Origin of the sequence: Propionivibrio sp. (assembly GCF_017995515.1) — a bacterium.
Taxonomy (GTDB): domain Bacteria; phylum Pseudomonadota; class Gammaproteobacteria; order Burkholderiales; family Rhodocyclaceae; genus Propionivibrio.
Genome location: NZ_JAGOIT010000006.1, coordinates 1 through 25528 on the forward strand (window position 1 = coordinate 1; position 25528 = coordinate 25528).

At 57.4% G+C, this 25528-nt stretch carries 27 protein-coding genes and 1 pseudogene; 4 read left to right on the forward strand and 24 right to left on the reverse strand.

All coding sequences use genetic code 11. The features are described 5' to 3' along the window. Positions 1–127 precede the first annotated feature (127 nt). The 3 genes and pseudogenes from KBA32_RS01765 to guaB all read right to left on the reverse strand — a co-directional run. Positions 128–247 (reverse strand): annotated as a pseudogene (locus KBA32_RS01765) (Arm DNA-binding domain-containing protein); the annotation flags it as partial. Between the two features lie 340 nt (positions 248–587). After that, positions 588–2153, reverse strand: coding sequence for a glutamine-hydrolyzing GMP synthase (gene guaA, locus KBA32_RS01770; RefSeq protein WP_294354384.1), 1566 nt, complete (start codon positions 2151–2153; stop codon positions 588–590). Between the two features lie 69 nt (positions 2154–2222). After that, positions 2223–3683, reverse strand: a complete 1461-nt coding sequence (gene guaB / locus KBA32_RS01775; protein ID WP_294354387.1) for an IMP dehydrogenase — start codon at positions 3681–3683, stop codon at positions 2223–2225. A 63-nt stretch (positions 3684–3746) separates the two neighbouring features. Between guaB and KBA32_RS01780 the strand changes: the two genes are divergently transcribed. Beyond that, the gene (locus tag KBA32_RS01780; RefSeq protein ID WP_294354390.1) at positions 3747–4190 is read left to right on the forward strand and encodes a DUF4124 domain-containing protein; all 444 of its coding nucleotides are present in this window, start codon (positions 3747–3749) and stop codon (positions 4188–4190) included. Positions 4191–4214: 24 nt separating this feature from the next. Here KBA32_RS01780 and KBA32_RS01785 read toward each other — a convergent pair whose 3' ends face one another. Continuing rightward, positions 4215–4535: an RnfH family protein gene (locus tag KBA32_RS01785; RefSeq protein ID WP_294354393.1), complete on the reverse strand. Its 321-nt coding sequence runs from the start codon at positions 4533–4535 to the stop codon at positions 4215–4217. Beyond that, positions 4528–4971, reverse strand: coding sequence for a type II toxin-antitoxin system RatA family toxin (locus tag KBA32_RS01790; RefSeq protein WP_294354395.1), 444 nt, complete (start codon positions 4969–4971; stop codon positions 4528–4530). Before KBA32_RS01790 ends, KBA32_RS01785 begins: the two co-directional genes overlap by 8 nt. A 75-nt stretch (positions 4972–5046) precedes the next feature. Here KBA32_RS01790 and smpB point away from each other — a divergent pair, with 75 nt between their 5' ends. Then, on the forward strand, positions 5047–5499 hold the full coding sequence (gene smpB, locus KBA32_RS01795) for an SsrA-binding protein SmpB (RefSeq protein WP_294354397.1): 453 nt from the start codon (positions 5047–5049) through the stop codon (positions 5497–5499). A 2-nt stretch (positions 5500–5501) separates the two neighbouring features. Here the strand turns inward: smpB and KBA32_RS01800 are convergent, their stop codons facing one another. From KBA32_RS01800 to KBA32_RS01880, 17 genes are all read right to left on the reverse strand, one after another. Next, positions 5502–6284 carry an RNA methyltransferase gene (locus KBA32_RS01800; RefSeq protein ID WP_294354400.1) on the reverse strand — a complete coding sequence of 261 codons (783 nt, stop codon included), beginning with the start codon at positions 6282–6284 and terminating at the stop codon, positions 5502–5504. Beyond that, positions 6281–6868 (reverse strand): ribonuclease HII, encoded by a 588-nt coding sequence (gene rnhB, locus KBA32_RS01805; protein WP_294354403.1) that lies wholly within the window; start codon positions 6866–6868, stop codon positions 6281–6283. Before rnhB ends, KBA32_RS01800 begins: the two co-directional genes overlap by 4 nt. Beyond that, positions 6846–8027 (reverse strand): lipid-A-disaccharide synthase, encoded by a 1182-nt coding sequence (gene lpxB / locus KBA32_RS01810; protein WP_294354405.1) that lies wholly within the window; start codon positions 8025–8027, stop codon positions 6846–6848. The genes rnhB and lpxB overlap by 23 nt, the downstream gene beginning before the upstream one ends. Continuing rightward, the gene (gene lpxA / locus KBA32_RS01815) at positions 8024–8794 is read right to left on the reverse strand and encodes an acyl-ACP--UDP-N-acetylglucosamine O-acyltransferase (protein ID WP_294354408.1); all 771 of its coding nucleotides are present in this window, start codon (positions 8792–8794) and stop codon (positions 8024–8026) included. The genes lpxB and lpxA overlap by 4 nt, the downstream gene beginning before the upstream one ends. Positions 8795–8828: 34 nt before the next feature. After that, positions 8829–9266 carry a 3-hydroxyacyl-ACP dehydratase FabZ gene (gene fabZ / locus KBA32_RS01820; protein WP_294354536.1) on the reverse strand — a complete coding sequence of 146 codons (438 nt, stop codon included), beginning with the start codon at positions 9264–9266 and terminating at the stop codon, positions 8829–8831. Positions 9267–9271: 5 nt separating this feature from the next. Continuing rightward, positions 9272–10309 (reverse strand): UDP-3-O-(3-hydroxymyristoyl)glucosamine N-acyltransferase, encoded by a 1038-nt coding sequence (gene lpxD, locus KBA32_RS01825; RefSeq protein ID WP_294354411.1) that lies wholly within the window; start codon positions 10307–10309, stop codon positions 9272–9274. Between the two features lie 8 nt (positions 10310–10317). Continuing rightward, positions 10318–10863, reverse strand: a complete 546-nt coding sequence (locus KBA32_RS01830) for an OmpH family outer membrane protein (protein ID WP_367113732.1) — start codon at positions 10861–10863, stop codon at positions 10318–10320. A gap of 14 nt (positions 10864–10877) precedes the next feature. Then, complete coding sequence (bamA, locus tag KBA32_RS01835; RefSeq protein WP_294354414.1) at positions 10878–13205, reverse strand: outer membrane protein assembly factor BamA; 2328 nt, start codon at positions 13203–13205, stop codon at positions 10878–10880. 4 nt (positions 13206–13209) lie between these two features. Further along, positions 13210–14577 (reverse strand): RIP metalloprotease RseP, encoded by a 1368-nt coding sequence (rseP, locus tag KBA32_RS01840; protein ID WP_294354416.1) that lies wholly within the window; start codon positions 14575–14577, stop codon positions 13210–13212. Continuing rightward, entirely contained in the window at positions 14574–15758 is a 1185-nt protein-coding gene (gene ispC / locus KBA32_RS01845; RefSeq protein WP_294354419.1) for a 1-deoxy-D-xylulose-5-phosphate reductoisomerase, read from the reverse strand. Before ispC ends, rseP begins: the two co-directional genes overlap by 4 nt. A gap of 13 nt (positions 15759–15771) precedes the next feature. Continuing rightward, the gene (locus tag KBA32_RS01850) at positions 15772–16608 is read right to left on the reverse strand and encodes a phosphatidate cytidylyltransferase (protein WP_294354422.1); all 837 of its coding nucleotides are present in this window, start codon (positions 16606–16608) and stop codon (positions 15772–15774) included. Next, positions 16601–17428, reverse strand: coding sequence for a polyprenyl diphosphate synthase (gene uppS / locus KBA32_RS01855; RefSeq protein WP_294354542.1), 828 nt, complete (start codon positions 17426–17428; stop codon positions 16601–16603). The genes KBA32_RS01850 and uppS overlap by 8 nt, the downstream gene beginning before the upstream one ends. 23 nt (positions 17429–17451) lie before the next feature. Continuing rightward, positions 17452–18012 carry a ribosome recycling factor gene (gene frr / locus KBA32_RS01860; RefSeq protein WP_294354425.1) on the reverse strand — a complete coding sequence of 187 codons (561 nt, stop codon included), beginning with the start codon at positions 18010–18012 and terminating at the stop codon, positions 17452–17454. Between the two features lie 11 nt (positions 18013–18023). After that, positions 18024–18752 (reverse strand): UMP kinase, encoded by a 729-nt coding sequence (pyrH, locus tag KBA32_RS01865; RefSeq protein ID WP_294354428.1) that lies wholly within the window; start codon positions 18750–18752, stop codon positions 18024–18026. 17 nt (positions 18753–18769) lie between these two features. Further along, positions 18770–19663: a translation elongation factor Ts gene (tsf, locus tag KBA32_RS01870; RefSeq protein WP_294354431.1), complete on the reverse strand. Its 894-nt coding sequence runs from the start codon at positions 19661–19663 to the stop codon at positions 18770–18772. Between the two features lie 118 nt (positions 19664–19781). Then, the gene (gene rpsB, locus KBA32_RS01875; protein ID WP_294354433.1) at positions 19782–20531 is read right to left on the reverse strand and encodes a 30S ribosomal protein S2; all 750 of its coding nucleotides are present in this window, start codon (positions 20529–20531) and stop codon (positions 19782–19784) included. A gap of 66 nt (positions 20532–20597) precedes the next feature. Further along, on the reverse strand, positions 20598–20807 hold the full coding sequence (locus tag KBA32_RS01880) for a hypothetical protein (RefSeq protein ID WP_294354436.1): 210 nt from the start codon (positions 20805–20807) through the stop codon (positions 20598–20600). Between the two features lie 52 nt (positions 20808–20859). Between KBA32_RS01880 and map the strand changes: the two genes are divergently transcribed. Both map and KBA32_RS01890 read left to right on the forward strand, forming a co-directional pair. Beyond that, on the forward strand, positions 20860–21669 hold the full coding sequence (gene map / locus KBA32_RS01885; RefSeq protein ID WP_294354438.1) for a type I methionyl aminopeptidase: 810 nt from the start codon (positions 20860–20862) through the stop codon (positions 21667–21669). Beyond that, positions 21666–24248: a [protein-PII] uridylyltransferase gene (locus KBA32_RS01890; RefSeq protein WP_294354441.1), complete on the forward strand. Its 2583-nt coding sequence runs from the start codon at positions 21666–21668 to the stop codon at positions 24246–24248. Before map ends, KBA32_RS01890 begins: the two co-directional genes overlap by 4 nt. 9 nt (positions 24249–24257) lie before the next feature. On the opposite strand, the gene def is transcribed toward KBA32_RS01890, so the two are convergent. After that, the gene (def, locus tag KBA32_RS01895) at positions 24258–24794 is read right to left on the reverse strand and encodes a peptide deformylase (protein WP_294354444.1); all 537 of its coding nucleotides are present in this window, start codon (positions 24792–24794) and stop codon (positions 24258–24260) included. After that, the gene (locus KBA32_RS01900) at positions 24772–25527 is read right to left on the reverse strand and encodes an S-methyl-5'-thioinosine phosphorylase (RefSeq protein ID WP_294354448.1); all 756 of its coding nucleotides are present in this window, start codon (positions 25525–25527) and stop codon (positions 24772–24774) included. Before KBA32_RS01900 ends, def begins: the two co-directional genes overlap by 23 nt. Position 25528 lies beyond the last annotated feature (1 nt).

A 25528-nucleotide genomic window follows, 5' to 3' on the forward strand; every position in this document is an offset into this window, starting at 1 on the left:
GTCTGATCGCTTCGCGATCATCCCGCCGGGAGCCCCGCGGGCGCTTTCTAAACCCTTCGAAAATACGTTCGGTTGTGCCCCCCCGCCGTCGACGCCATATTTCTACGGATTTAAAGCGCCGTTAACAGTTGTAGCGGAACGAAATACCGCCAGCCTTGGTGACTGCTACATAGAGGCCGTCGCGGTCGGCCACCTTGTACATCTTGTCCTGCGCTTTCAAGTTGCGCAGCTTGGTATCGGAAAGCATGGCTCTCTCCTTTGCTTCGGTCGTTCGGTCGTTCGGTCATGGTATCGGAGAAGGCTTGCGATACCATGATTTTGCAATCCATGAAAACCGCCGCAAACCCGCACCACGCCTAGAGTTTCACAATTTCGATACCATGATTTTCTGCATCGTCAATGAATGGTATCGGTCAGAATTTCCGGGCGTCTGGAAATAATACCACTGGAAGTACCATTGAAAATAACTCCTTGCCGGTGCATCGTCGTGCATGGTGTTACCAGACGCAAACAACAAAAAAGCCCGCTGTGACGCGGGCTTACGTGGTTTTCTTACTGTTCAATGCCAGACAGTACGAGACATTAAATCATTCCCACTCGATTGTTGCCGGCGGCTTTCCGGAAATGTCGTAAACCACCCGGTTGATTCCACGCACTTCGTTAATGATCCGGTTCGACACCTTGCCGAGCAAACTGTGCGGCAGTTCGGCCCAGTGTGCTGTCATAAAATCCTGGGTTTGTACAGCACGCAAAGCAACAACATATTCGTAAGTGCGGCCGTCGCCCATTACACCGACGGACTTGACCGGGAGGAATACTGCAAACGCCTGACTTGTTTTGTCGTACCAGTCCGCTGCGCGCAGTTCGTCGATGAAGATGGCATCGGCACGGCGCAGCAAATCGGCGTACTCCTTCTTGACCTCGCCAAGGATGCGCACCCCGAGACCTGGCCCAGGGAATGGATGACGATAGACCATCTCGTGTGGCAGGCCGAGCGCGATGCCGAGTTCGCGCACTTCGTCCTTGAACAGTTCGCGTAGCGGTTCGAGGAGCTTGAGATTCAGCGTCTCCGGCAAACCACCGACGTTGTGATGGCTCTTGATGGTGTGCGCTTTCTTAGTCTTGCTTCCGGCCGATTCAATCACATCCGGATAGATCGTCCCTTGGGCGAGCCATTTCGCGTTTGACAGTTTCTTCGATTCGAGTTGAAACACCTCGACGAACTCGCGTCCGATGATCTTGCGCTTCGCCTCAGGATCAGAGACGCCTTTGAGATGCCCAAGGAACTGCTCTGATGCGTCCACATGAATGACTTTGACGCCTAGGTTGCGCGCAAACGTCTGCATGACCTGCTCCGCCTCGTTCAGCCGGAGCAATCCGTTATCAACAAAGACACAGGTCAGTTGATCACCGATCGCCCGATGCAGCAACGCGGCGACCACCGACGAATCGACTCCGCCCGACAAACCGAGAATGACTTCCTCGTTACCGACTTGCGCTCGAACCTTCTCGATAGCCTCGTTCACATAATCCGGCATGTTCCAATCATGGCCGCAGCCGCAAATGTCATGCACGAAGCGGGCGAACATTTCCTTACCCTTGATGGTGTGCGTGACTTCCGGGTGGAACTGGACTGCGTAGAAACCGCGTGATTCATCCGCCATGCCGGCGATCGGGCAGGAATCACTGCTGGCGATGATTTCGAATCCGTCCGGCAGCGCGGTGACCTTGTCACCGTGACTCATCCACACGTCGAGCAGCCCATGGCCGGCATCGTTGCTGCGATCCTGAACTCCGTCAAAAAGCTTGGAGTGCCCGCGGGCACGAATCTCTGCGTAGCCAAACTCCCGCTTGCCCGAACTCTCGACTGCACCGCCGAGTTGCTGTGCCATGGTTTGCATGCCGTAGCAAATGCCGAGAACGGGAACGCCGAGTTCGAACACTACTTGCGGCGCGCGCCACTCCTCAGCCTCGTATACCGAGTTCGGCCCCCCCGAGAGAATGATTCCCTGCGGATTGAATTCACGAACAAACTCTTCAGTCACATCGAAGGGATGAAGTTCGCAATAGACCTGCTGCTCACGCACTCGCCGAGCGATAAGTTGGGATACCTGCGAGCCGAAATCGAGGATGAGAATTTTCTGATGTGCCATTTTCAAGCCTTGGAAAGAACAAGGGCGGCTGCTTGAGCCGCCCCTCGGGAGCATGATTGCGAACAGCGATCAATCAACGTGATAGTTGGGGGCTTCCTTGGTGATCTGAACGTCATGCACATGCGATTCGCGGACCCCCGCCGAGGTGATCTCGACGAAAGCAGCTCGCTCGTGCATTTCTGCGATCGTTGCGCACCCGAGGTAACCCATCGAGGAACGCAGACCTCCCATGAGCTGGTGAATCACGGCCAATACCGATCCTTTGTACGCGACGCGTCCCTCGATACCTTCCGGTACCAATTTGTCGACGTTCGATGCGCTATCCTGAAAGTAACGATCCGCCGCACCGGCCGCCATGGCGCCGATGGACCCCATGCCACGATAGGACTTGTACGAACGCCCCTGGAAAAGCTCGACTTCGCCCGGCGCTTCCTCGGTCCCCGCAAACAATCCGCCGAGCATGACCGCATCGCCACCAGCCGCAATTGCCTTGCAGATATCGCCTGAATAGCGAATTCCGCCGTCGGCAATCATCGGAACACCACTGCCCCGGATTGCATCCGAGACCATCTGGATCGCTGTGATCTGAGGTACGCCAACGCCCGCAACAATCCGCGTCGTGCATATCGACCCCGGTCCGATGCCGACCTTCACGCCGTCTGCACCGTGATCCAGGAGGGCACGCGCTGCATCCGCCGTCGCGATGTTTCCTCCGATGACCTCAACTTGCGGAAACTGCTTCTTCACCCAGAGAACCCGATCCAGCACCCCTTGCGAGTGACCGTGAGCCGTATCCACGACAATTACGTCAACCCCGGCTTCGGCGAGCAGCGAAGCACGCTCTTCCGTGCCTGCGCCGACACCGATCGCGGCTCCAACGCGCAGTCTTCCCGATGCATCCTTGCTGGCGAGCGGGTGTTCGGTGGTTTTGATGATGTCCTTGACGGTGATCAGACCGCGCAGTTCAAAGGCATCATTCACGACCAGAACACGCTCCAGTCGGTGTTTGTGAATCAGTGCCTTGCCCTCTTCGACCGTCGCTCCCTCCCGGACTGTCACCAGTCGCTCGCGCGGGGTCATGATGTCGCGTACGGGTTGATCCAGGTTCGTTTCAAAGCGCAAGTCACGATTGGTTACGATACCAACCACCAGTCTTCCCTCGACGACAGGAAAACCTGAAATTTTGTGCAGACGGCCGAGTTCGAGCACTTCGCGTACCGTCATCGTTGGCGGCACGGTAATTGGATCCTTCAGGATTCCGGACTCGAAACGCTTGACCTTGGCGACCTCGGAAGCCTGAAGTTTCGGGCTGAGGTTCTTATGCACAATACCGATACCGCCTTCCTGGGCAAGTGCAATCGCCAGGCGACTCTCGGTAACCGTGTCCATGGCCGCCGATACCAGCGGCATGTTGAGTGAGATATTGCGCGTCAAACGCGTCTTGAGGCTGACATCACGCGGAAGAACTGAGGAGTGCGATGGAACGAGGAGTACGTCGTCAAACGTAAGCGCCCTTTGAATTAAACGCATGGCCTATGATCCGGGGTCACAAATAAGTATTATACCGCGGACACCCCCCCTTTCAGGATGACCATGAAACGCCTTGCTCTAGCGCTGGCCGCATTTTCTGTCGCGATGTCGGCAAATGCACAGATTTACCAATGGAAGGACGAAGGCGGAAAGACGATCATTTCCGACAAGCCCCCGGTTGGCGCCAACACGGCGGCGAAGAAGATTGATTCAGCGACTCCCGCTGCCACGTCGAATCAAAAAACGCTGGCAGACCGCGAACTGGATATGCGAAAGCGGCAAAAGGAAGCACAGGACAACTCGGAAAAGGCCGCGAAGGAGCAGGCCGCATCGAACGAGCGCGCAAAGAACTGCGAATCGGCGCGGCGTTATCTGCAGACGCTCGAATCAGGCGAGCGAGTTTCAATGCGCGACGACAAAGGTGAGCGTTACTTCATGGAAGATGCGCAGCGGGAACAGGAAATTGCCTCCACGCGCCAGTCGATCCAGTCGAACTGCGCCAACTGATCGACGCTCTCTAACCGGGCGCCTTTACTCGCCCTCCTGTTCGCCTGCGCCTTTCTTCATCACCTTGCCTTCGGCTGCGCGTTGCTTGCGAACCGCTTTCGGATCCGCAATCAGCGGGCGGTAGATCTCTACACGATCCCGGTCACGCAAGGGCGCGTCGGGCTTGGTCAATTTCGCAAAGATACCCAGCTTGTTCTTGGCAAGATCGATTTCCGGATGCTTGCGCAGAATGCCGCTCGCTTCAATCGCCTGCCGCACCGTCGTGCCTACAGGAACATTGAGCGAAAAGATCTCTTGCTTATGAGCGACGGGAAATATCACTTCGACACTAATTGATTCAGGCACTTGCAACTCCGTAGATTTTGTCTGCCCGCCTTACAAACGCCTCAACAAAGGTATTCGCGATTTGTCCGAATACCGGGCCGATGACCTTTTCGAACATCTTGCTGGAGAACTCATACGCGAGCTTGAACTCGATCTTGCAGGCGCTTTCCGTCAGGGGCTTGAACTTCCATTCACCTTCGAGCCGGCGAAACGGCCCGTCAACCAAGTGAAGCCGCATGATCGCTGGTGCGTGCTTGTCGTTTTCGGTCGTGAAGTGCGATTTGACGCTCAGGTAGCTGATATGTAACGTCGCAACGGTTCTTTTCTCGTCGCGAAAATCGACGCACGTTCGCTCGCACCACGGAAGGAACGCTGGATAATCCTCGACCGCATCGATCAGATCGAACATCTGTTGCGCCGAATGCGCGATCAGTACTGATTTCTCAACGATGGCCATGTTCAGCCGTATCTCTCGATTCCTGTAGAATCGAAATTCTAGCATCCTCGCACCACTACTCCCGGAACAAGCGGCATGAGCATCATCACCAACAAGAAAGCCTTTCACGATTATTTCATCGAAGAAAAGTTCGAGGCGGGCGTGTCCCTGCTCGGCTGGGAGGTCAAGGCCATCAGGTCCGGGCGCGCCAACATCAAGGAATCCTACGTTGTCATCCGTGACGGCGAGGTCTTCATCTTTGGCATGCATATCACGCCACTTGCCGAGGCTTCAACGCACGTCCATCCCGACCCGACCAGAACGCGCAAGCTTCTGCTGCACGCCAAGCAAATCAGCAAGTTGATCGGTTTGGTTGAACGCGCTGGATACACGCTGATGCCGCTCGATTTGCACTATCAGAAAGGGCGAATCAAGGTCGAAATTGGTCTGGCAAAGGGCAAGAAGCAGCACGACAAGCGCGAAGCGGAAAAGGAACGCGACTGGAACCGCGAAAAGCAACGGCTGATGCGCGTCAAGATCGGGGAATAGGGTCAGCCGAGGCGCTGCCGCACGGTCTCGAAAAGACAAATCGCCGCGGCCGCGGCGACATTCAGCGATTCGATCTTGCCCGGCATGGGGATAACAACTCTTGCCCGTACGGCCGAAGCAACGTGCGATCTGATGCCCTGCCCTTCGTTACCAAAAACCCAGGCAACCGGCTGATTCAAGCGTATTGAGTAAAGCGAGTCCGGCGCCTTCAATTCTGTCGCCACCGATGGACCCCGGAAACCGAAGAGAAACGCGGTCAGGTCACACCGCTCATGAATAGCCAACTCGAAATGTGCGCCCATGGCCGAACGAAGCACCTTGGGCGACCAGGCGTGAGCGCAGTCAGCGGAAAGCAGGATTTGCCGAAACCCGGCGGCGGCGGCACTTCTGAGAATGGAGCCCAGATTTCCCGGATCTTGAATGCCGTCCAACAAGACCGCATCTGCCTGCTGGTCCAACCCCTGCGGACCGCGCGGTTGCTCGCCAACGGCAATAATTCCACTCGGTGTCTCGACTGAAGCGAGTTCGTCGAACAAAGTGTCTTGCAGCACGGTAACGGAGGAATCCGCGACATCGGCCGCAAGGAAATGCGAAATCTCGGGACGCGCCTTTCCGCTCTCGCTGACGACGATTTCTTCAAGCGAACCGAAGCGTTCGATGTAGCTCTCGATGAGGTGGATTCCATCAAGCACGATCCGACCCGTTTTTTGACGCTCCCGCCCGCTCTGACAAAGCCGCTTGAGTGACTTGAAGTGCGCGTTGTCACGCGAGACGATCTGTCTCATAACAACACCAGTTGCGCAACCGGGGAAAAACTCCGACGATGGACCGGGCTGGGCCCGTGCTCCCGTAACGCCCGCAAATGCAAGGCAGTCGGGTAGCCCATGTGACGATCAAAGCCATACTGCGGATAGCATTTGTGCAAATCCGACATCCCCGCATCACGAGTCGTCTTGGCCAGGATTGAGGCCGCAGCGATCGCCTCGATCTTTCCGTCGCCGCCTACGATCGCCTCGACTTCGCAGGCAAGCTTCGGGCACCTGTTTCCATCAATCAAGGCGCGGCCAGGTCTGATGGCCAGAGCGTCGACCGCACGCTGCATCGCCAGCATGCTGGCGTAAAGGATGTTGATCGCGTCAATCTCCTCGACAGAGGCTTCTGCGACGGCCCAGGCCAGTGCTTTGGCACAGATTTCCTCCCTCAGCTGATCGCGGCGCTTGGCCGACAGCTTCTTGGAGTCGTTCAGGCCGTTAATCGGCTTGTTCGGATCGAGGATAACAGCGGCGGCCACCACGGGTCCAGCCAGCGGCCCACGACCTGCTTCGTCAACACCGCAAACGAGACCGTCAAGCCGGAGCAAAGACATCATTGCGCCCTGATTGAGGCAGACTATCGATGACCGCCCTGGCCGCCTTCTCCGCGGTGTTTTGCTTCAATTGCAGATGAATGTCGAGGAACTCGTCTGCGATAAGCGCACAAGTTCTCTTGTCCGAATAGAAGTTCAACAGCGCCTGCGCCATATTCTCTGGCGTTGCGTCGTCCTGTATGAACTCAGGAACGACGAATTTCCCTGCAAGGATGTTGGGAAGTCCCACATAAGGCAAGTACCCCATCCGCCGCATCAGACGGTATGAGAACGAAGCCATCTTGTACGCAATGGCCATCGGCCGCTTCAACAGTGCAGCCTCCAAGGTTGCGGTACCGCTTGCCACCAGAACGGCATCAGACGCCTTCATGGCATCGTGTGCGTGCCCGAATAACATGCGGATAGGTAACTCGCGCGCATCGCAACGGTACAAAGCCGTTTCGAACAACAACCGTGTTTCGCGAGTCGCCAGAGGTACAAGAAACAGCGCATCCGGAAGACGCTTATGAATCGCACGCGCCGTTTCAATGAAAGTCTCCGCCATGTACTGCAATTCAGATTGCCGGCTTCCTGGCAACAAGGCGAAGACCGCCTGTTGATCAGCCAACCCGAGAAGTTGCCGCGCTTCGTTTCGTCCGTCATCGACCGGCAACATGTCCGCCAAGGGGTGACCCACGTAGGTCACAGGAATGCCTTGCTTTTCGTAGAGAGCCGGCTCAAACGGGAACAAGGCGAGGATTCTGGAGACAGCCGCGCCGATCTTGTGAATTCGCTTTCCTCGCCATGCCCAAATCGATGGACCGACATAATGAACCGTTGCAATACCTCGTCGCTTGAGCGACTTCTCCAGCGCCAGATTGAAGTCAGGCGCGTCAACACCAATGAACACGTCCGGCGGATTCGCAAGCAAGCGACGCTTCAACTCGCTGCGTATTCCCGATATCTCGCGATAGTGTTTGAGTACCTCTATGTACCCGCGAACCGCCAGGCTTTCAAGGGGAAACCACGAATCGAAACCACGCGCGACCATCTTTGGTCCGCCAATGCCGAAAAACTGTGCATTCGGCAATCGTGCCCTCAGCGCTTCGATCAAATGACTCGCCAGGAGATCGCCCGACGCTTCGCCCGCCACAATGGCGATGCGAACCACTCCAGGTATCATCGGATAATGCCGCGCTTGGAAACCGCGAGAAAATCGAGAATCGGCTGAACCTCAGGGTGCAATTTGGCCTCGTCTTCGAGCTTCGCACGAGCCTCTTCGAGCATCAAGCCTGACTTATAGAGCGTACGGTAGGCACGCTTTAACGCCAGCAGCGCATCAGCTGAAAACCCCCGACGCTTCAGCCCTTCCGCATTGATGCCGAATGGTGTTGCGGTGTTACCCGCAGCCATTACATAGGGCGGCACGTCCTGCAACACCACCGTACCAACCGCCGTCATCGTATGCGCACCAATTCGGCAAAACTGATGAACGCCCGTGTATCCACCCAGGATGGCCCAGTCATCAATATGGACATGACCCGCCAATTGCGCGTTGTTGGCAAAAGTGGTCCGGTTTCCAACCCGGCAATCGTGCGCGATGTGCACGTACGCCATGATCCAGTTGTCATCACCCACACGCGTTACGCCGCCGTCCTGAATCGTACCCAGATTGAATGTACAGAACTCGCGAATCGTGTTCCTGTCACCAATCTCCAGGCGGGTTGGTTCGCCAGCGTATTTCTTGTCCTGGGGAATCTCACCGATTGAGCAAAACTGAAAGATGTTGTTGTCGCGCCCAATTCGGGTATGCCCCGAGATGACGACGTGCGGCCCGATCCGGGTGTTATCACCAATCTCGACGTGCTCGCCAATGATCGAGTATGGTCCGACGGCCACATTGGCGCCGAGTCTTGCTTCGGGATGGATTATTGCGCTTGGATGGATCATCTCTCTACTCAGGCTTGGATTTGTGATCTTCGTGTCAGTTCACATCACGCTTCGCGCACATTAGTTCGGCCTCGGCGACGACTTCTCCGTCAACGCGCGCCTCCACCTTGTATTTCCATATCCCGCGCATCTGGCGAAGGATTTTCACGTGCAGGTGAAGTTGATCCCCCGCCGTTACCGGCTTCTTGAAGCGTGCGTTGTCGATTCCAACGAAGTAGAAGACCGAGTTCTCATCAGGCATCACTTCCATTGTCTTGAACGACAGAATCCCCGCTGCCTGCGCGAGCGCTTCCATGATGAGCACCCCCGGCATCACCGGATGGTGCGGAAAGTGTCCAACGAAGAATGGTTCATTGATCGTCACATTCTTGTACGCGTGAATCGACTTTCCGGGTTCGCATTCAAGAACACGATCGACCAACAGAAAAGGATAACGGTGCGGCAAGTGTTCCAAGACTTGATGAATATCCATTGAAATCAACGTACTTTCTCCATAAGTTCAAGCTTCTTCTCAAGCTCGGCCACGCGTTCCGACAACTTTGCCAGTCGCCTTATCTGGGCGGCGTTCTGTAGCCACTCATCGTGCGCTTCGAGCGGGAAGATGCTAGTGTATTGACCCGGCTTGCGTAAACTCTTGGTAACCATCGTGCCTGCCGAGATATGGACATCATCGGCAATCTCGAGGTGCCCGACAATCATGCCGGCCCCACCGACGGTGCAACGGCGCCCGATCTTCGTACTGCCCGCAACGCCGACACAACCCGCCATCGCCGAATAGTCACCAACAGTTACGTTGTGCGCAATCTGGATCTGATTGTCGAGCTTGACGCAATTGCCGATCACGGTGTCATCCAGGGCGCCACGATCGATTGAGGTATTGGCACCGATTTCGACGTCGTCACCAATCACGACTCGGCCGATCTGCGGAATCTTGACCCAGTCGTCGCCATCTTTTGCGAAGCCGAAGCCATCACTTCCAATGACCGCTCCGGCATGGATGATGGCCCGCTTGCCGATGATGCATTCCGGATAGATCACCACATTGGGGTAAAGCACCGAACCGTCGCCGATCACTGCCCCGTCACCGATAACGCACCCGGGTAACAGCGTGACGTTTTCGCCGATCGAAACACCTCTCCCGACGACAACATTTTCCAGAATCCTTGCCGATGCGGGAATCTTGCTCTTCACCACTGCAGTTGAACTAACCCCGCTACTGGCCTCTTCAGCGGGGTTAAGTAGCGCTGTAACGCGAGCGTAGTAAGCGTAGGGATTCGGGTGAAGGATACGAGGAAGAGTCGTTTCCGCAGAAAACTGCGGATGCACAATAACGGCGCTCGCACCGCACGACCGAAGCAGTCCTCGGTACTTCGAATTGGCAAGAAACGCAATCTGCCCTGCCCCGGCCGAAGCCAATGTCGCGACCTGCGTAACCACGACCGAACCGTCTCCCTCCAGAGCGCCTCCAAGGCGAGAGACGATTTCTTCTAACCGAAACTCCTTCTTGCCTGACACCACGCCAACTATTTGCCGTTTCCAGCGGGCAGGTCTTCCGCTTTACCTGAAGACTCGGCCAAGGCTTTGATGATTCTATCCGTAATATCGAGGCGAGGACTGACTACAACCGCATCCTGCACGATCAGATCGTACTTTTCGCTGTCGGCAAGTTGCCTGATTGCCTTGTTGGCCTTGTCGATGATCGCCGCATTTTCTTCGTTTTGCCGGAGGTTCAAATCCTCGCGAAACTCGCGTTGTTTGCGCTGAAACTCGCGCGATTGTTCATTGAGATCCTTCTCCTTGGCTCGACGCTCAGATTCCGACATCGTCACAGCATTCTTCTCAAGAGACTCTTGAAGCCCTTGAATCTGCTTGGCCATCGCCTTTAGATCCTGATCCCGTTTGGAGAATTCTGCCTCGATTCTCTTGGCTGCCTTCGCCGCGGCGGGTGCATCACGAAAGATACGCTGGATATTGACGTAACCGATTCTCGTTGTCTCAGATGCCGACGCAAAGGACACTGGCAGCGACACCATCAGTGCGGCCAATAACGTGGCAATTTTTGTGTTCAAGCTATTTCTCCTGATCAAAAAGTCTGTCCCATCTGGAACTGGAAGCGCTGAAGTTTATCATCATTCTCGTCATTCAACGGTTGTGCCAGGCTGAATTTGAAAGGACCAAGCGGTGAAATCCAGGTTGCCGCCAAACCCGCTGACATGCGAATTGAACCGCCGTCTTTGACTTTGCCTCCCGAGTCGCCAAAGACTTGGCCAGCATCAAAGAACGGCCCGAACTTGAGCGACTTGTCGGCACCGAAACCCGGCACGGGCACGGACAATTCGGCATTGAAAATAACACGTTTCGTTCCGCCGAGATGCACGATATCCTCACCATCACTGGTTACTTGATAAGGACCTAAACTAGATGCCTCATAACCGCGAACTGATCCGGGGCCGCCAGCATAGAAGTTCTTGTAGAAGGGCATTGCCTGCCCGCCAAGCCCTTTGGCATAGCCCAACTCACCGTTCAGCATCAAAGTCCAGTTCTTAGTCACCGGGAAAAAGCGTTGATGCTGGTAAGTAGCCTTGTAGTACTTGATATCTCCAGCGGGACTGACCTCAAACGAAAGACTCTGGTAGGCACCACGGGTCGGGTTAATTGCACTGTCCTTGGTATCGTATTTCCAGCCAGCAGTAAGTGGAACCGACAAATTTCCGCAGGAATTCTGACTATTACAGAAATCCCGACTGAAATTCAGGTATTGAACAGGCGTATCAGTCTCGTTATCTGGGTTATCCGGATCAATTTCGACTGTCGTATAGTCGATAGCTGCACCGAAGCTGACCGACTGCTTTTCGGAAATTGGAATCCCGAAGCGTATACCGCCACCAGTGGATTCTGTCGTGTAAACGTACCCCAGGTCCTGCGGATCGACCCGTTTGTGATATAGGTCGAACCCTTGGCTAACCCCGTCTACGGTGAAATAGGGGTTGGTGTAGCCGATTCCAATTGCCCGGTTGATCTTGCCCGTTCCGACCTGCAGCGAAACGTACTTGCCACTACCGAAAATATTTGACTGCGAAATTGCACCGGAAAGGATCACCCCTTCAGACTGCGAATAACCAGCACCGACCGAGACCGAGCCCGTCGATTTCTCGGTCACCGCGACATTGACATCGACTTGGTCGGTCGTACCGGGTACCGGCGGCGTCTCGATGTTGACCTCGCTGAAGTAGTCCGTCTTGTCGATCCGCTGGCGAGACAGTTTGACTCTCTCGTCATCGTACCAGCCACCTTCCATCTGCCGCATTTCTTGCCGAATCACCTCGTCGCGCGTCTTGGTGTTACCGGCGATGTTGATTCGCCTAACGTATGTTCTACGACCAGGATCGACAAAAACGGTGAAAGCCACTTGACGCTTTTCTTTATTCAGTTCCGGCGCGGCATTTACGTTCGCAAACGCGTATCCGCTTGCTGAGAGCTTCTCGCTTATCGCCTTGGTGCTCTCATTCAGGTTCTCTCGGGAAAACACGTCACCCGGCTTGATCTTCATCGCCGAACGGAACTCTTCTTCCGGCAAAATCAGATCACCTGCGAGCTTGATCGAGGACACCAGATAGCGTTCGCCTTCGGAGATGTTGATGGCGATGTATATGTCTTTCTTATCAGGGCTAATCGAAACTTGGGTAGATTCAACGTTGAATTCGAGGAAGCCGCGATTGAGGTAGAAAGAGCGTAAAGTCTCAAGGTCGGCCGACAACTTCTGCTTTGAGTACTGATCGTTCTTCGTATACCAGCTGACCCAATTGGGCGTCTGTAGCTGGAAATTCTCAAGTAGATCGTCTTCATCATACGACTGGTTTCCGACGATGTTGATTTGCTTGATTTTTGCCGCAACGCCTTCATCGATATTGAAATTGACCGATACGCGATTGCGCTCAAGGGGTGTCACTGTGGTAGTGATGGCAACACCGTACTTGCCGCGCGTCAGGTACTGACGCTTCAGTTCTTGTTCCGCGCGTTCAAGCATACTGCGATCGAACGATCGGGAAATGGCAAAACCCGCCTCCTTCAAGCCTTTCGTCAGTTGCTCCTTGTCGAACTCCTTGAGGCCGACAAAGTCGATCTGCGCAATCGCGGGGCGCTCCTCGACAGCGACGACGACGACACCGCCATCGATTTCAATGCGAACGTCCTTGAAGAAACCGGTCGCGAAAAGCGCCTTGATTGCCTGAGCCGCCTTTTCGTCGGTCATGGTGTCACCGACCTTGATCGGAAGATAGCTGAACACCGTTCCGGCTTCGGTTCGCTGAATTCCGTCTACACGAATATCCTTGACTGTAAAGGGTTCAAATGCGGATGCGCTGGCAGCAACGAGCGTGGCGATCACGCCCGCAAGCAGTTTTTTCTTCATAGTTTCAGCCGGAAATCAATCGATTGAGATCATTGTAGAAGGCAAGAGCCATCAGCATGAGCATCAGCGCCATACCGACCTGTTGGCCGATCTCCATGGCGCGATCTGAAAGCGGCTTTCGCCTGATGATTTCGAGAACATAATACAGCAAATGCCCCCCATCCAGAATCGGCACCGGGAGCAGGTTCAGAACGGCCAGACTGATGCTGACCAGCGCCAGGAACTTCAGGTAGTAGTCGAGGCCGAGCTTGGCTGACTGTCCAGCGTAGTCTGCGATCGTAACCGGGCCGCTGATGTTTCGAAGCGAGATGTCACCGGTGATCATCTTGCCGATCATTCGCAGACTGAACACCGACTTGTCCCACGTCTCGCTCACGGCCTTCTGAAGCGAAACGACAGGACCGTAGCTGACACGCACGAGCAAGGCGTCAAGATCCACACCACTCTCATCGACGGAAGCGCCTATCCGACCAAAGACAATCCCTCTCTCGAACGTTCGTTCTGGCGTGACCGTCACGGACAGCCTCTCGCCATTACGCTCGACCAGAAGGGAAATTGAAACTTCAGGCGACTCCCGAACGCGCCGCACGACATCCGTCCAGCTTGTAACGACCGTGTCCGCGATTCGCGCAATCACGTCGCCTTCACGCAAGCCCGATGCTTCAGCCGGGCTGCCCGGAATGACGGATCCGATGACCGGCGGTATTCTCGGGCGGAATACGGTGAGGCCAAGTTTCTCCAGAGCATCCCCTTGCCATCCGTCAACCTTGGCGGCCTTCACGTCCAGGCGGCGGATCGCAACCTCATTGCGCTCGTTGATAACCTCGAACTCAACGGCGTCCTGATCGACCGCGCGGCGCAACAGGGACCAGCGCATTTCCTGCCATGTTCTGATCGGCTCCCCCGCCAGTTTCAGAACCTGTTCGCCATTTTGGATGCCGGCAAGTTCGGCCGGACTGCCAACGAACGGCTTTCCGAGGACGGGTTTAGGTTCGTCCGTGCCGCTGACGAAAAGCGTCCAGAACAGGACGACGGCCAGCAACAGGTTGGCCATCGGGCCGGCAGCCACGATCGCCATGCGTCGCCAGACGTTCTTGCGGTTGAAGCTGCGATGCAGTTCGTTGGGGGCGACACGCCCTTCGCGCTCATCGAGCATTTTGACGTAGCCGCCAATGGGGAAAGCACCGATCGAGAACTCCGTCTGGTCATGTCCAAACCGCCTCGACCAAAGTGCACGCCCGAATCCAACCGAGAATCGCAACACCTTGACGCCTGCAATGCGCGCGACAAGGTAGTGTCCGAATTCATGCACGACAATCAACACCCCCAGCACCAGAACAAACGCCGCCAAGTAGAATAGAAAGTCGTTCATGTGCGCCCGAGTTCGCTAACGACTTGTCGGGCGACGACACGCGCATCCGTGTCGGCAGCCAGGACATCGTCGAGAGATTTCAGCGTACGCAACCGACAACGCCCCATCACCTCTTCGATCACGCGCGGAATGGTCAGATAGCCGATGAGCCCGTCGAGGAACAACTGAACGGCGATTTCGTTCGCCGCGTTCAGGATGGTTGGCGCGCTCTCGCCTTCTTGCAGCGCTTTGAAGGCCAAGCGCAAACACGGGAACCGATCCAGACATGGCCGCTCGAATTGCAGCGTCGACACTTCGAACAGATCGAGCGGCGCAACGCCGGCGTCGACCCGTTCCGGATACGCCAACGCATGAGCAATCGGCGTCCGCATGTCGGGATTGCCGAGTTCCGCAATAACCGAGCCGTCCACATACTGCACCAGCGAATGCACGACGCTTTGCGGATGAATGACGACCTGTATCTTCTCGGGCGGAACGTTGAACAACCAGTGGGCTTCGATCATTTCGAGTCCCTTGTTCATCATTGTCGCGGAGTCGACAGAGATCTTTCGCCCCATGGCCCACTTGGGGTGCGCACAAGCCTGGTCCGGCGTGACGTGCTCAAGGTCCGACAGAGGCGTAGTACGGAACGGCCCGCCCGAAGCCGTCAGCAGCAGATTTCTTACCCCGCAGCCCTGCATGTCACCAGCGTAGTCGCGAGGCAAAGACTGAAAGATCGCGTTGTGTTCGCTGTCGATTGGCAGCAACACGGCGCCATGCTCCTTGACCGCCCGCATGAAAACGGGGCCAGCCATGACGAGCGCCTCCTTGTTCGCCAGCAGGACTCGCTTTCCGGCGATCGCCGCTGCGAGAGTCGAAGGCAATCCAGCCGCACCGACAATCGCCGCCATGACGGTGTCGACCTCCGGCAATCCGGCCATCTTGACCAAAGCTTGTGGCCCGAATTCGACACGCGTAAGGCTCCTGGCGGCGCGCAAACGATTCGACAACTCGCTGGCAAGGGCTTCGTCGCGAACCACGGCGAACGCCGGCATGAACTCGATGCATTGCGCGAACAACCGATCGATCTGGCTGTGTCCGCACAACGCAACAACGGCATACCTGTCAGGATGCCGCCGGATGACGTCGAGCGTACTCACGCCAATGGAACCGGTCGAACCGAGAATCGTCAGCTTCTGCATACGCGAGCAACTGTCAAAGAGAGAAGTAATGCAAGGCGATCGCGGCCATCGGCAAGGTCGAAGTCAGACTGTCGATGCGATCGAGTACGCCCCCGTGCCCGGGAAGAATTCCGCTGCTGTCCTTCAGTCCGGCTTGACGCTTCAGCAGGGACTCAAACAAGTCACCGACGATGCTGAATGCCGCAAAAGTAACCAAGAGCATGCATAACAAGCCCGGACTCCCGGCGAGTTCCTTCGGCAGGACCGACAAAAACAAGAATCCATAGACGACGACTGCCAACACGCCACCAATGGCTCCTTCCCACGTCTTTCCAGGGCTTATTGCTGGTGCAAGCTTGTGGCGGCCGAACGTGCGCCCCGAAAAGTACGCGGCAATATCAGCCAGCCAGACGGTGGCCATGATCGCCAGCAACGTGAGTTCACCCGCCAGCTTGATCTGAATCAAGGCTAGCCAGGTCGGCAGGATGACCACGGCGCCGACCAGGACGCCAAGCGCCGAGCCGTAAACTTTCCATCGTGACTTCATCCAGATCGGCGCAACCAGAATCCAGAATGCCGCCGAAGGATAGTAGAACCACCGACCGAGCGCGATGGTCGTAGAATCCGATTCCACGGCGATACCTACTGTCCCCGGGCTCGCGACTGCCGTGAGCACCGCCACCACGACGACAGCGAGACCCAACAAGACTCGAGCCTGCCTGCCCAAACCGATCAGTGCGCCCCACTCCCACGCGGCCAGCGCGGCAATCAGGGTCGAAACGGCCAGCCAACCGATCGGTGGCAAATAGAAAAGCGCCAGAAGGAAGGCACTTACCAGGACAATCGCGGTAACAATCCGCGTTTTAAGCATTTTGAATTGCGCTTGAGGATCGAATCAACGTCGATTCCGGCAGCGAAACCGCGTTGCTCGAGGTGCCATTCTTCTCAAGCAATTGCTCGCTGGTTCGCCCGAAGCGGCGTTCGCGCGTTTGAAAGGAGACGATCGCCGCATCAAAAGCGGCCGAATCAAATTCCGGCCAGAGCGTATCGGTGAAGTAGAACTCCGAGTAGGCAAGTTGCCACAGCAGAAAGTTGCTGACGCGCTCCTCACCGCCGGTACGAATGAAGAGATCCGGTTCGGGCGCGTAACTCATGGACAGGAAAGGCGCCAGATCGTCTTCAGTCCAGTCCGCATGCTTCTCACCGCGCTCGGCGGCCATGCGATTGACCGCCTGCATGATGTCCCATCGACCGCCATAGTTCGCCGCTATCGTCAGAATCAGCTTGTCGTTTTCGCGGGTTTTCTCTTCGGAAGCCGAGATCAGCGATCGCAGTTCTGGATCAAAACGCGACAAATCGCCGACCACCCGCAGGCGGACGCCGTTTTTGTCCAGTTTTGAGACTTCCTGCTGCAGCGCACGCACGAACAACTGCATGAGCAGCGTCACCTCCTCCTCGGGACGCCGCCAGTTTTCCGAACTGAAGGCGAAGAGCGTCAGGTGCTTGATACCGCGCGCAAGGCAGTACTTGACCGAGTCGCGCACCGTTTCGACACCGCGCCTATGGCCGGCGACTCGCGGCAGAAAACGCTTCTTCGCCCAGCGTCCATTGCCGTCCATGATGATGGCGATGTGCCGCGGGACATCCGTCGCGTCGGGTACGCAACGCGTTGAGCTGGTAAAGGTTGCCATCGGGCGTATCGTGCAAGCCGTCCTTAGATGGCCATCAACTCGACTTCTTTTTGTGCAAACTGCTTGTCGACTTCCGCGACGTACTTGTCGGTGAGCTTCTGGATATCGTCCTGTGCGCGACGTTCCTCGTCTTCCGAACACGCCTTGTTCTTCAGCAGATCCTTCAACGTCGCGTTTGCATCGCGACGGAGATTGCGCATGGCAACCCGCGCATTTTCACATTCGTGCTTGACGACCTTGATCAGGTCACGGCGGCGCTCTTCAGTGAGCGCGGGCATCGGCACGCGAATCACGTCACCCTGCGCTGCCGGATTCAGGCCAAGGTCACAGTCGCGAATCGCCTTCTCGACCTTGGAAACCATGTTCTTTTCCCAGGGCTGAACGCCCAGCGTCCGGGTGTCGAGCAGCGTCACGTTCGCGACCGTGTTCACCGGCACCATCGACCCGTAGTAATCGACCTGCACGTGATCCAGGAGACCGATATGCGCACGCCCGGTGCGAACTTTCGCCAGATCGATCTTGAGCGCCTCGACGGATTTCTGCATCTTGTGCTCGGTAGTGCTTTTTACATCAGCAATCGTCATCACGTTTTCCCTCAGCAGTAAACCAGCGTTCCTTCGCTTTCACCCATGACGACGCGCTTCAGGGCGCCTGGTTTGAAAATCGAGAATACATTGATAGGCAACTTCTGATCCCGGCACAGCGCAAACGCGGTCGCGTCCATCACAGCGAGGCTCTTCGAAATCGCCTCGTTGAAACTGATCTTGTCGTAGCGAGTAGCTTGGGGATCCTTCTTCGGATCAGCCGAATAGATCCCATCCACCTTCGTCGCCTTGAGCACGATCTCGGCACCGATTTCTGCTCCGCGCAATGCGGCCGCCGTATCCGTGGTGAAGAAGGGATTACCCGTCCCGCCGGCAAAGATCACCGTCCGTCCCTGCTCCAGGTAACGGATGGCCCGTCCGCGAATGTACGGCTCGACGACCTGCTCGATGTTCAGCGCCGATTGCACACGCGCAACCATGCCGGCAACGCGCATCGCATCCTGCAACGCAAGGCCGTTCATCACCGTGGCCAGCATGCCCATGTAGTCGGCCTGGGCACGATCCATGCCATTTGCCGCCGGCGCTACGCCACGAAAGATGTTGCCGCCGCCAATCACGACACCAACCTGAACACCTAGATCAACGACACTCTTGACCTCGCCGACGATTTCGGAAATCGTCTGGCGATTGATGCCGTAAGCGTCTGACCCCATCAGGGCCTCGCCGGACAGTTTGAGAAGAATGCGTTTGAATTTCGGGTTCGGGCTGGCTTCGGTCATGGCGATTACCTACAGGCTTATTTCTGGGCGGCCGCTGCCTGGGCAGCAACTTCTGCGGCGAAGTCGTTCGAGCGCTTCTCCAAGCCCTCGCCAACAACGTACAGCGTGAAACCGGCAACCGATGCACCCTTGGCCTTGAGCAGTTGCTCGATCGTCTGCTTGCCGTCTTCGGCCTTGACGAACACTTGCGCCAGCAGCGTGACTTCCTTGAGGAACTTCTGCACCGTACCTTCGGCGATCTTCTCGAGCATCGCTTCCGGCTTATTGTCGGCGCGTGCCTTTTCAATGGCGATACGACGTTCGGTATCGAGCAGTTCCGAGGAAACACCGGATGCGTCGAGCGCCTTTGGCTTCGAGGCGGCGATGTGCATCGCGATATCCTTGCCGAGTTGCTCGTCACCGCCAACGATGTCAACGAGAACGCCGACTTTCGCGCCGCCATGCACGTACGAAACGAGCTTGCCCTTGGCTTCGACGCGAACGAAACGACGCGCCGACATGTTTTCGCCGATCTTGCCAACCAGCGCCGAACGCGTGGTTTCGACAGTGCCTTCACCCATCGGCAGCGACGACAGCGCGGCAACGTCGGCCGGGTTCTTGCTGGCCACGAGTTCTGCGCAGCCCTTCGTCAAAGCCAGGAACTCGTCATTCTTGGCGACGAAGTCGGTTTCGCAGTTAATTTCGATGATCGAACCGAGCTTGCCGTCGGCCGAAATGCTCACGGCAACGACGCCTTCCGCGGTAATACGCGTCGCGGCCTTGGTTGCCTTGTTACCCAGCTTTACACGCAGAATTTCTTCCGCCTTGCCCAGATCGCCGTCAGCTTCGGTCAGGGCCTTCTTGCATTCCATCATCGGCGCATCGGTCTTTGCGCGCAGTTCTGCCACCATGCTTGCGGTAATTGCCGCCATTTTCTTCTCCACTTGCGGATACGGCCGGAAATCCCGGCCGTTCCATGCTAGAACAGTTCAAACAGAGCTCCCGGTAGCGTGCTTTCAGCGCACGACCCGGGAACAGTCCTCAGGAATGTTATTCGGCCTCTTCGACGGCCTCTTCGACGAATTCGTCGCTGGAAGTTGCTGCGACGATTTCCTCGACGAACTGGCTACGGCCCTCAAGGATCGAGTCGGCAACGCCACGGGCATACAGACGGATCGCGCTTGAAGAGTCGTCGTTGCCCGGGATGATGTAGTCCACGCCTTCAGGCGAGTGGTTCGTATCAACAACGGCGATCACCGGGATACCAAGCTTGTTGGCTTCGGTAATGGCGATCTTGTGGTAGCCAACGTCGATCACGAACAAAGCGTCCGGCAGCGCGCCCATTTCCTTGATACCGCCGATGGACTTCTCCAGCTTGGCCAGTTCGCGCTGGGTCATCAGCGCTTCCTTCTTGCCGAGCTTTTCGAGGGAACCATCCTCAACCATCGTCTCCATGTCCTTGAGACGCTTGATCGATTGCTTGATCGTCTTGAAGTTGGTCAGCATGCCACCCAACCAGCGCTGGTCGACGAATGCGGAGTCGGCACGACGGGCCTCTTCCGCGATGATTTCACGCGCCTGGCGCTTGGTACCAACGAACAGGATGTTGCCCTTGTTGGCCGACAACTTGCGAACGAAAGCCATGGCTTCGTTGTATTTGGCAAGCGTCTTCTCGAGGTTGACGATATGAATCTTGCTGCGAGCACCGAAGATGAACGGGGCCATTTTCGGGTTCCAGAAGCGGGTTTGATGGCCGAAATGGACACCGGCTTCCAGCATTTGACGCATGGTCGTGGACATACTAGTTCCTTATATCAGGGTTAAACCACCATTCGCCCAATTACGCCCACCTGGTTGCTGAGTGACTCAGCGAAAACCACGGCGGGCACCCTTTAACAGGCGAATGTGCGTAGTTGACGATCCATAGCGGATCGCCTCGCGAACCGTTTGGTGCGCTGTTTTTTCGATCAGGGTCGAAAAAACCGGCGGATTGTACCATCGCAGATCGTGGAATTCCAGTTTCGGCCGAAGGTTCCACGATTGCGCATCAACCCGCCGGGCAAATTGCGTAAGCACCCTCCTTCCTTTATTCTGCCCGCTTTCCCATTGCCTGTACGCCGCCGACCAGATGAGCATCACACTCAAAACCCCCGACGAAATCCAGAAAATGCGCGTTGCCGGCCGACTGGCGGCCGAGGTGCTCGACTACATTACGCCTTTCGTCAAACCCGGCGTGACGACCGGCGAAATCGACCGGCTTTGCCACGACTATATGGTCAACGTCCAGCAATGCATCCCGGCACCGCTCAACTACGCGCCGTCCGGCTACAAGCCCTACCCGAAGTCGATCTGCACTTCGGTCAATCATCAGGTTTGTCACGGCGTTCCCGGCGACAAGCAACTCAAGAGCGGCGACATCGTCAATATCGACATCACGACGATCAAGGACGGCTATCACGGAGACACGAGCCGCATGTTCCTCGTGGGCGATGCGTCAATACAGGCGAAGCGGCTTTGCGAGGTCACCTTTGAATGCCTGTGGATCGGCATCGCCCAGGTCAAACCTGGTGCGCGACTGGGTGATATCGGCCATGCGATCCAGCAACATGCAGAGAAGTCGGGCTATTCCGTGGTGCGGGAATTTTGCGGTCACGGCATCGGCGCGCGCTTTCACGAGGATCCGCAGGTCGTTCACTACGGCAAGCCGGGTACGGGCCTCGAGTTGAAGGCGAACATGATCTTTACCATCGAGCCGATGATCAATGCCGGCAAGGCGGCGATCCGCGAACTGGCCGACGGCTGGACGATCGTCACCAAGGACCATAGCCTGTCGGCGCAATGGGAGCACACGATACTCGTAACCGAGGCCGGGTTTGAAGTGATGACGCTATCCGAAGGTGCGCGCACCCCACCCGATTTCCTCAAGCTGAACCCATGATTCTCGCCTCCGGCGCCCGTAGCGATCTGCTGGCGCGCTACCGAAACCGCCTGCAGGTAGAGCAAACGGCGCTTAAACAGCAGTATGCAGATACTAGGGACGTCCCAGCCTTGCTCTTGGGTCGCCGGCATCTGGTGGATACGCTCCTTGGCGACTTGTGGGCTGATCTCGACTTCCCCGCTTCGCTCGCCCTCGTGGCGGTCGGCGGCTACGGCCGCGGAGAGTTGTGGCCGAAATCCGACATCGACTTGCTGCTCTTGCTCGATAAATCTGCCGACACCGGTCTCAAGGCGCAGCTTGAGCAGCTGGTCGGCCTGTTCTGGGACATCGGGCTCGAGATCGGTCACAGTGTCCGCACCGTCAACGAGTGTCTGGAGGAAGCCGCGGCCGACCTGACGGTCCAGACCGCGCTCGTGGAAGCGCGGCGGCTTGCCGGCAACGAAGCACTCTTCGAGGACTTCAAGACGCGCTTCCGCCAGCAGCTCGACCCGCTGGCCTTCTTTCACTCAAAGCGCGTCGAGCAGGACGAGCGTTACCTCCGTTTTGAAGAGTCGCCCTACAGCCTTGAGCCCAACTGCAAGGAAAGCCCGGGCGGACTACGCGACCTGCAGACGATCCTCTGGATCGCCCAGGCGGCCGGATACGGCAACAGCTGGAGCGATCTCGAACAGCACGGTTTCATCACCGAGCGCGAGCGACTCGGCCTCGAGCGACGCGAACTGTTCCTGCAGCGCCTGCGCGTGCATCTGCACCTGCTCGTCGGCCGGCGCGAGGACCGCATCCTGTTCGACTATCAAACGGCACTCGCCGAACAGCTCGGTTTCTTCGACTCGCCGACCCGACGCGCCAGCGAACTGCTGATGCAGGAGTACTACCGCACGGCCAAGTCGGTCACCCAGCTCAACACCATCCTGCTCCAGAACATGGGCACGGCGATCTTTCCGCCGGCCAATCAGATCCCGCAAGCGATCAACGAACGCTTCCAGAACACGCACCAGCTGCTAGATGTAACGGATGAAGAGGTCTTCAACAAGAAGCCGGGCGCCATTCTCGAGGCCTTCCTCGTCATGCAGCAGCATTCCGAGCTGAAAGGCATGACCGCGCGCACGATCCGCGCGCTGTGGCGGGCACGGCCGCTGATCGACGACGCTTTCCGCAACGACCCGGAAAACAAGGCGTGTTTTGTCGAATTGTTCAAACAGCCGCGCGGCGTGCTGCACGAACTCCGGCGGATGAACCAGTTCGACATCCTCGGACTCTACCTGCCGAACTTTGGCGCGATCGTCGGCCAGATGCAGCACGACCTCTTTCACGCCTATACGGTCGACCAGCACATCCTGCGCGTGCTGCGCAATCTGCGCCGCTTCTCGGAGTCCGAGTTCGGGCACGAATATCCGTTCTGCAGCCAGCTGATCAGCAACTTCGATCGCGCGTGGGTGCTCTACGTCGCCGCGATCTTCCACGACATCGCCAAAGGACGCGGCGGCGGACACTCGGAGCTTGGCGCTGTCGACGCACTCGAGTTCTGCACAAGTCATGGCCTGAACGAGGAAGACTCGGAGCTGATCGTCTGGATCGTTCGCCAGCACCTCGTCATGTCGAACGTCGCGCAAAAGAAGGACATCTCGGACCCGGACATTCTGGCCGACTTCGCTGTGATCGTGAAGGATGTACGTCACCTGACGGCGTTGTACCTGTTTACCGTGGCCGATATCCGCGGCACCAGCCCGAAGGTCTGGAACACCTGGAAAGGCCAGCTGCTCGAACAGCTCTATACGCAGACGCGCCGATTGCTGCTGTCGGGCGGCCAGGCGCCTGTTACACAAGGCATCATCCAGGAACGGCAGGAAGAGTCCTTGCGCCTGCTGCGCTATTTTGCGATCCCCGAGAACGCACACGAGCGCTTGTGGAACCAGCTTGACACGGTTTACTTTCTGCGCCACTCCGCCGAAGAGATTTGCTGGCATGCCCGCGCCCTGCACTACCGTCTCGACAGCCACAAACCGATCGTCAAGGCGCGCATCAACATCCACGGCGACGGCATCGAAGTCATGGCCTACACGCTCGATCAGCGCGACCTGTTCGCGCGCATGGTCGGCTTTTTCAGCCGCGCCGGCTTCAACATCATGGACGCCAAGATTCACACGACGCGCAACGGCTACGCGCTGGACAGCTTCATGCTGCTTGACGTCAGCGGACGTGATCGGGACAAGGACATGCTCGCCTACATCGAGCACGAACTGACTGACCGTCTGACGCGTCAGGCGGCACCCGAAGCGCCGGCGAGCGGACGGCTATCGCGCCAGGTGAAGCACTTCCCGATTCAACCGACGGTGACGATCCAGGCCGACGAAAAGGACGTGTATTTCGTGCTCTCGGTCAGCGCCGCCGATCGACCCGGCCTGCTGTACACCGTCGCCATGACGCTCGCGGCGCACGGCGCCAACCTGCATACGGCGAAGATCGTCACGCTCGGCGAGCGGGTCGAGGACACTTTCCTGATCAGCGGCGGCGACCTCGGCGACAGTAACGATCGGATCAGGCTGGAAACCGAGCTGATCGACCGCCTGAAGTGTTGAGCATGCTCGTCAATCGTCCGGCGCGAAGGCTGCGTCGGGGAAGAGTTCTTCGGTAAAGCCGAAGCTGCGGAAGTCGCGGATTCGACTCGGGTAGAGAATCCCGTCCAGGTGATCGCACTCGTGCTGGACGACACGTGCGTGGAAACCTTCCACCTCGCGCTCGATCGGCGCGCCGTAAGGGTCGAAACCGGTGTAGCGCAGATGTCGCCAGCGCGGCACCAGGCCTCTCAAGCCGGGTACCGACAGGCAGCCTTCCCAGCCGTCTTCCATTTCCCCGGATAGTGGCGTCAGAACCGGGTTGATCAGGATCGTGAAAGGCACGCTTTCCGCATTCGGGTAACGCGGGTTGCTTTCGATGCCGAAAATGACGACGCGCAAGTCGACGCCAATCTGCGGTGTAGCAAGTCCCGCGCCATTGAGATGACTCATCGTCTCCTGCATGTCGGCAATCAGCGCGTGCAACTGCGGCGCGTCAAATGCATCGACCGCCCTCGCCTGCTGCCACAGGCGAGGATCGCCCATCTTAAGAACTGGCCGGATCGCCATGACCGACCACAGTTTCGATGATGCGGCGCACGTGTTCCATTGACTCGGGCAAAGCGCCTTGAATCGCGTCAAAGCTGATTCCATTGCGGCTATCGGCGCGTCCGGCCGCGTAATTGGCGACAACGCTGATCGCGGCATAGGGAACACCCAATTCGCGCGCCAGAGAGGCCTCGGGCATCCCGGTCATCCCCACGACGTCTGCGCCGTCGCGTTCGAGACGATTGATTTCCGCCGCCGTTTCCAGGCGCGGGCCCTGCGTCGTGGCATAGACCGCGTTATCGCAGACGACAATTCCGGCAAGCCTGGCCGCAGCGATCAGTTTCCGGCGCAGCGGCTCATCGTAGGGTTCGGTGAAATCGATGTGCGTGACAGATTTGTCCGGTCCTTCGTGGAAGGTCGACTTGCGGCCCCACGTATAGTCGATGATCTGATGCGGAATCACGACATCGCCAGGTTTCAGATCGGCACGGATACAACCGACCGAGGCCACCGAGACGATGCGTGTGACACCGCGGTTGCAGAGCGCCCAGATGTTGGCCTGGTAATTGACTTCGTGCGGCGGGATCGTGTGGCCGTAACCGTGGCGCGCCAGAAACGCGACTTCGCGACCGCAGATCTGGCCAAAGGTCACCGCACCGGACGGCTCGCCGTAGGGCGTGCGCAGCACTTCCCGATGCGAGACGTTGAGGTTGGCGAGCTGACCAAGACCGCTACCACCGATCACCGCGAGCATG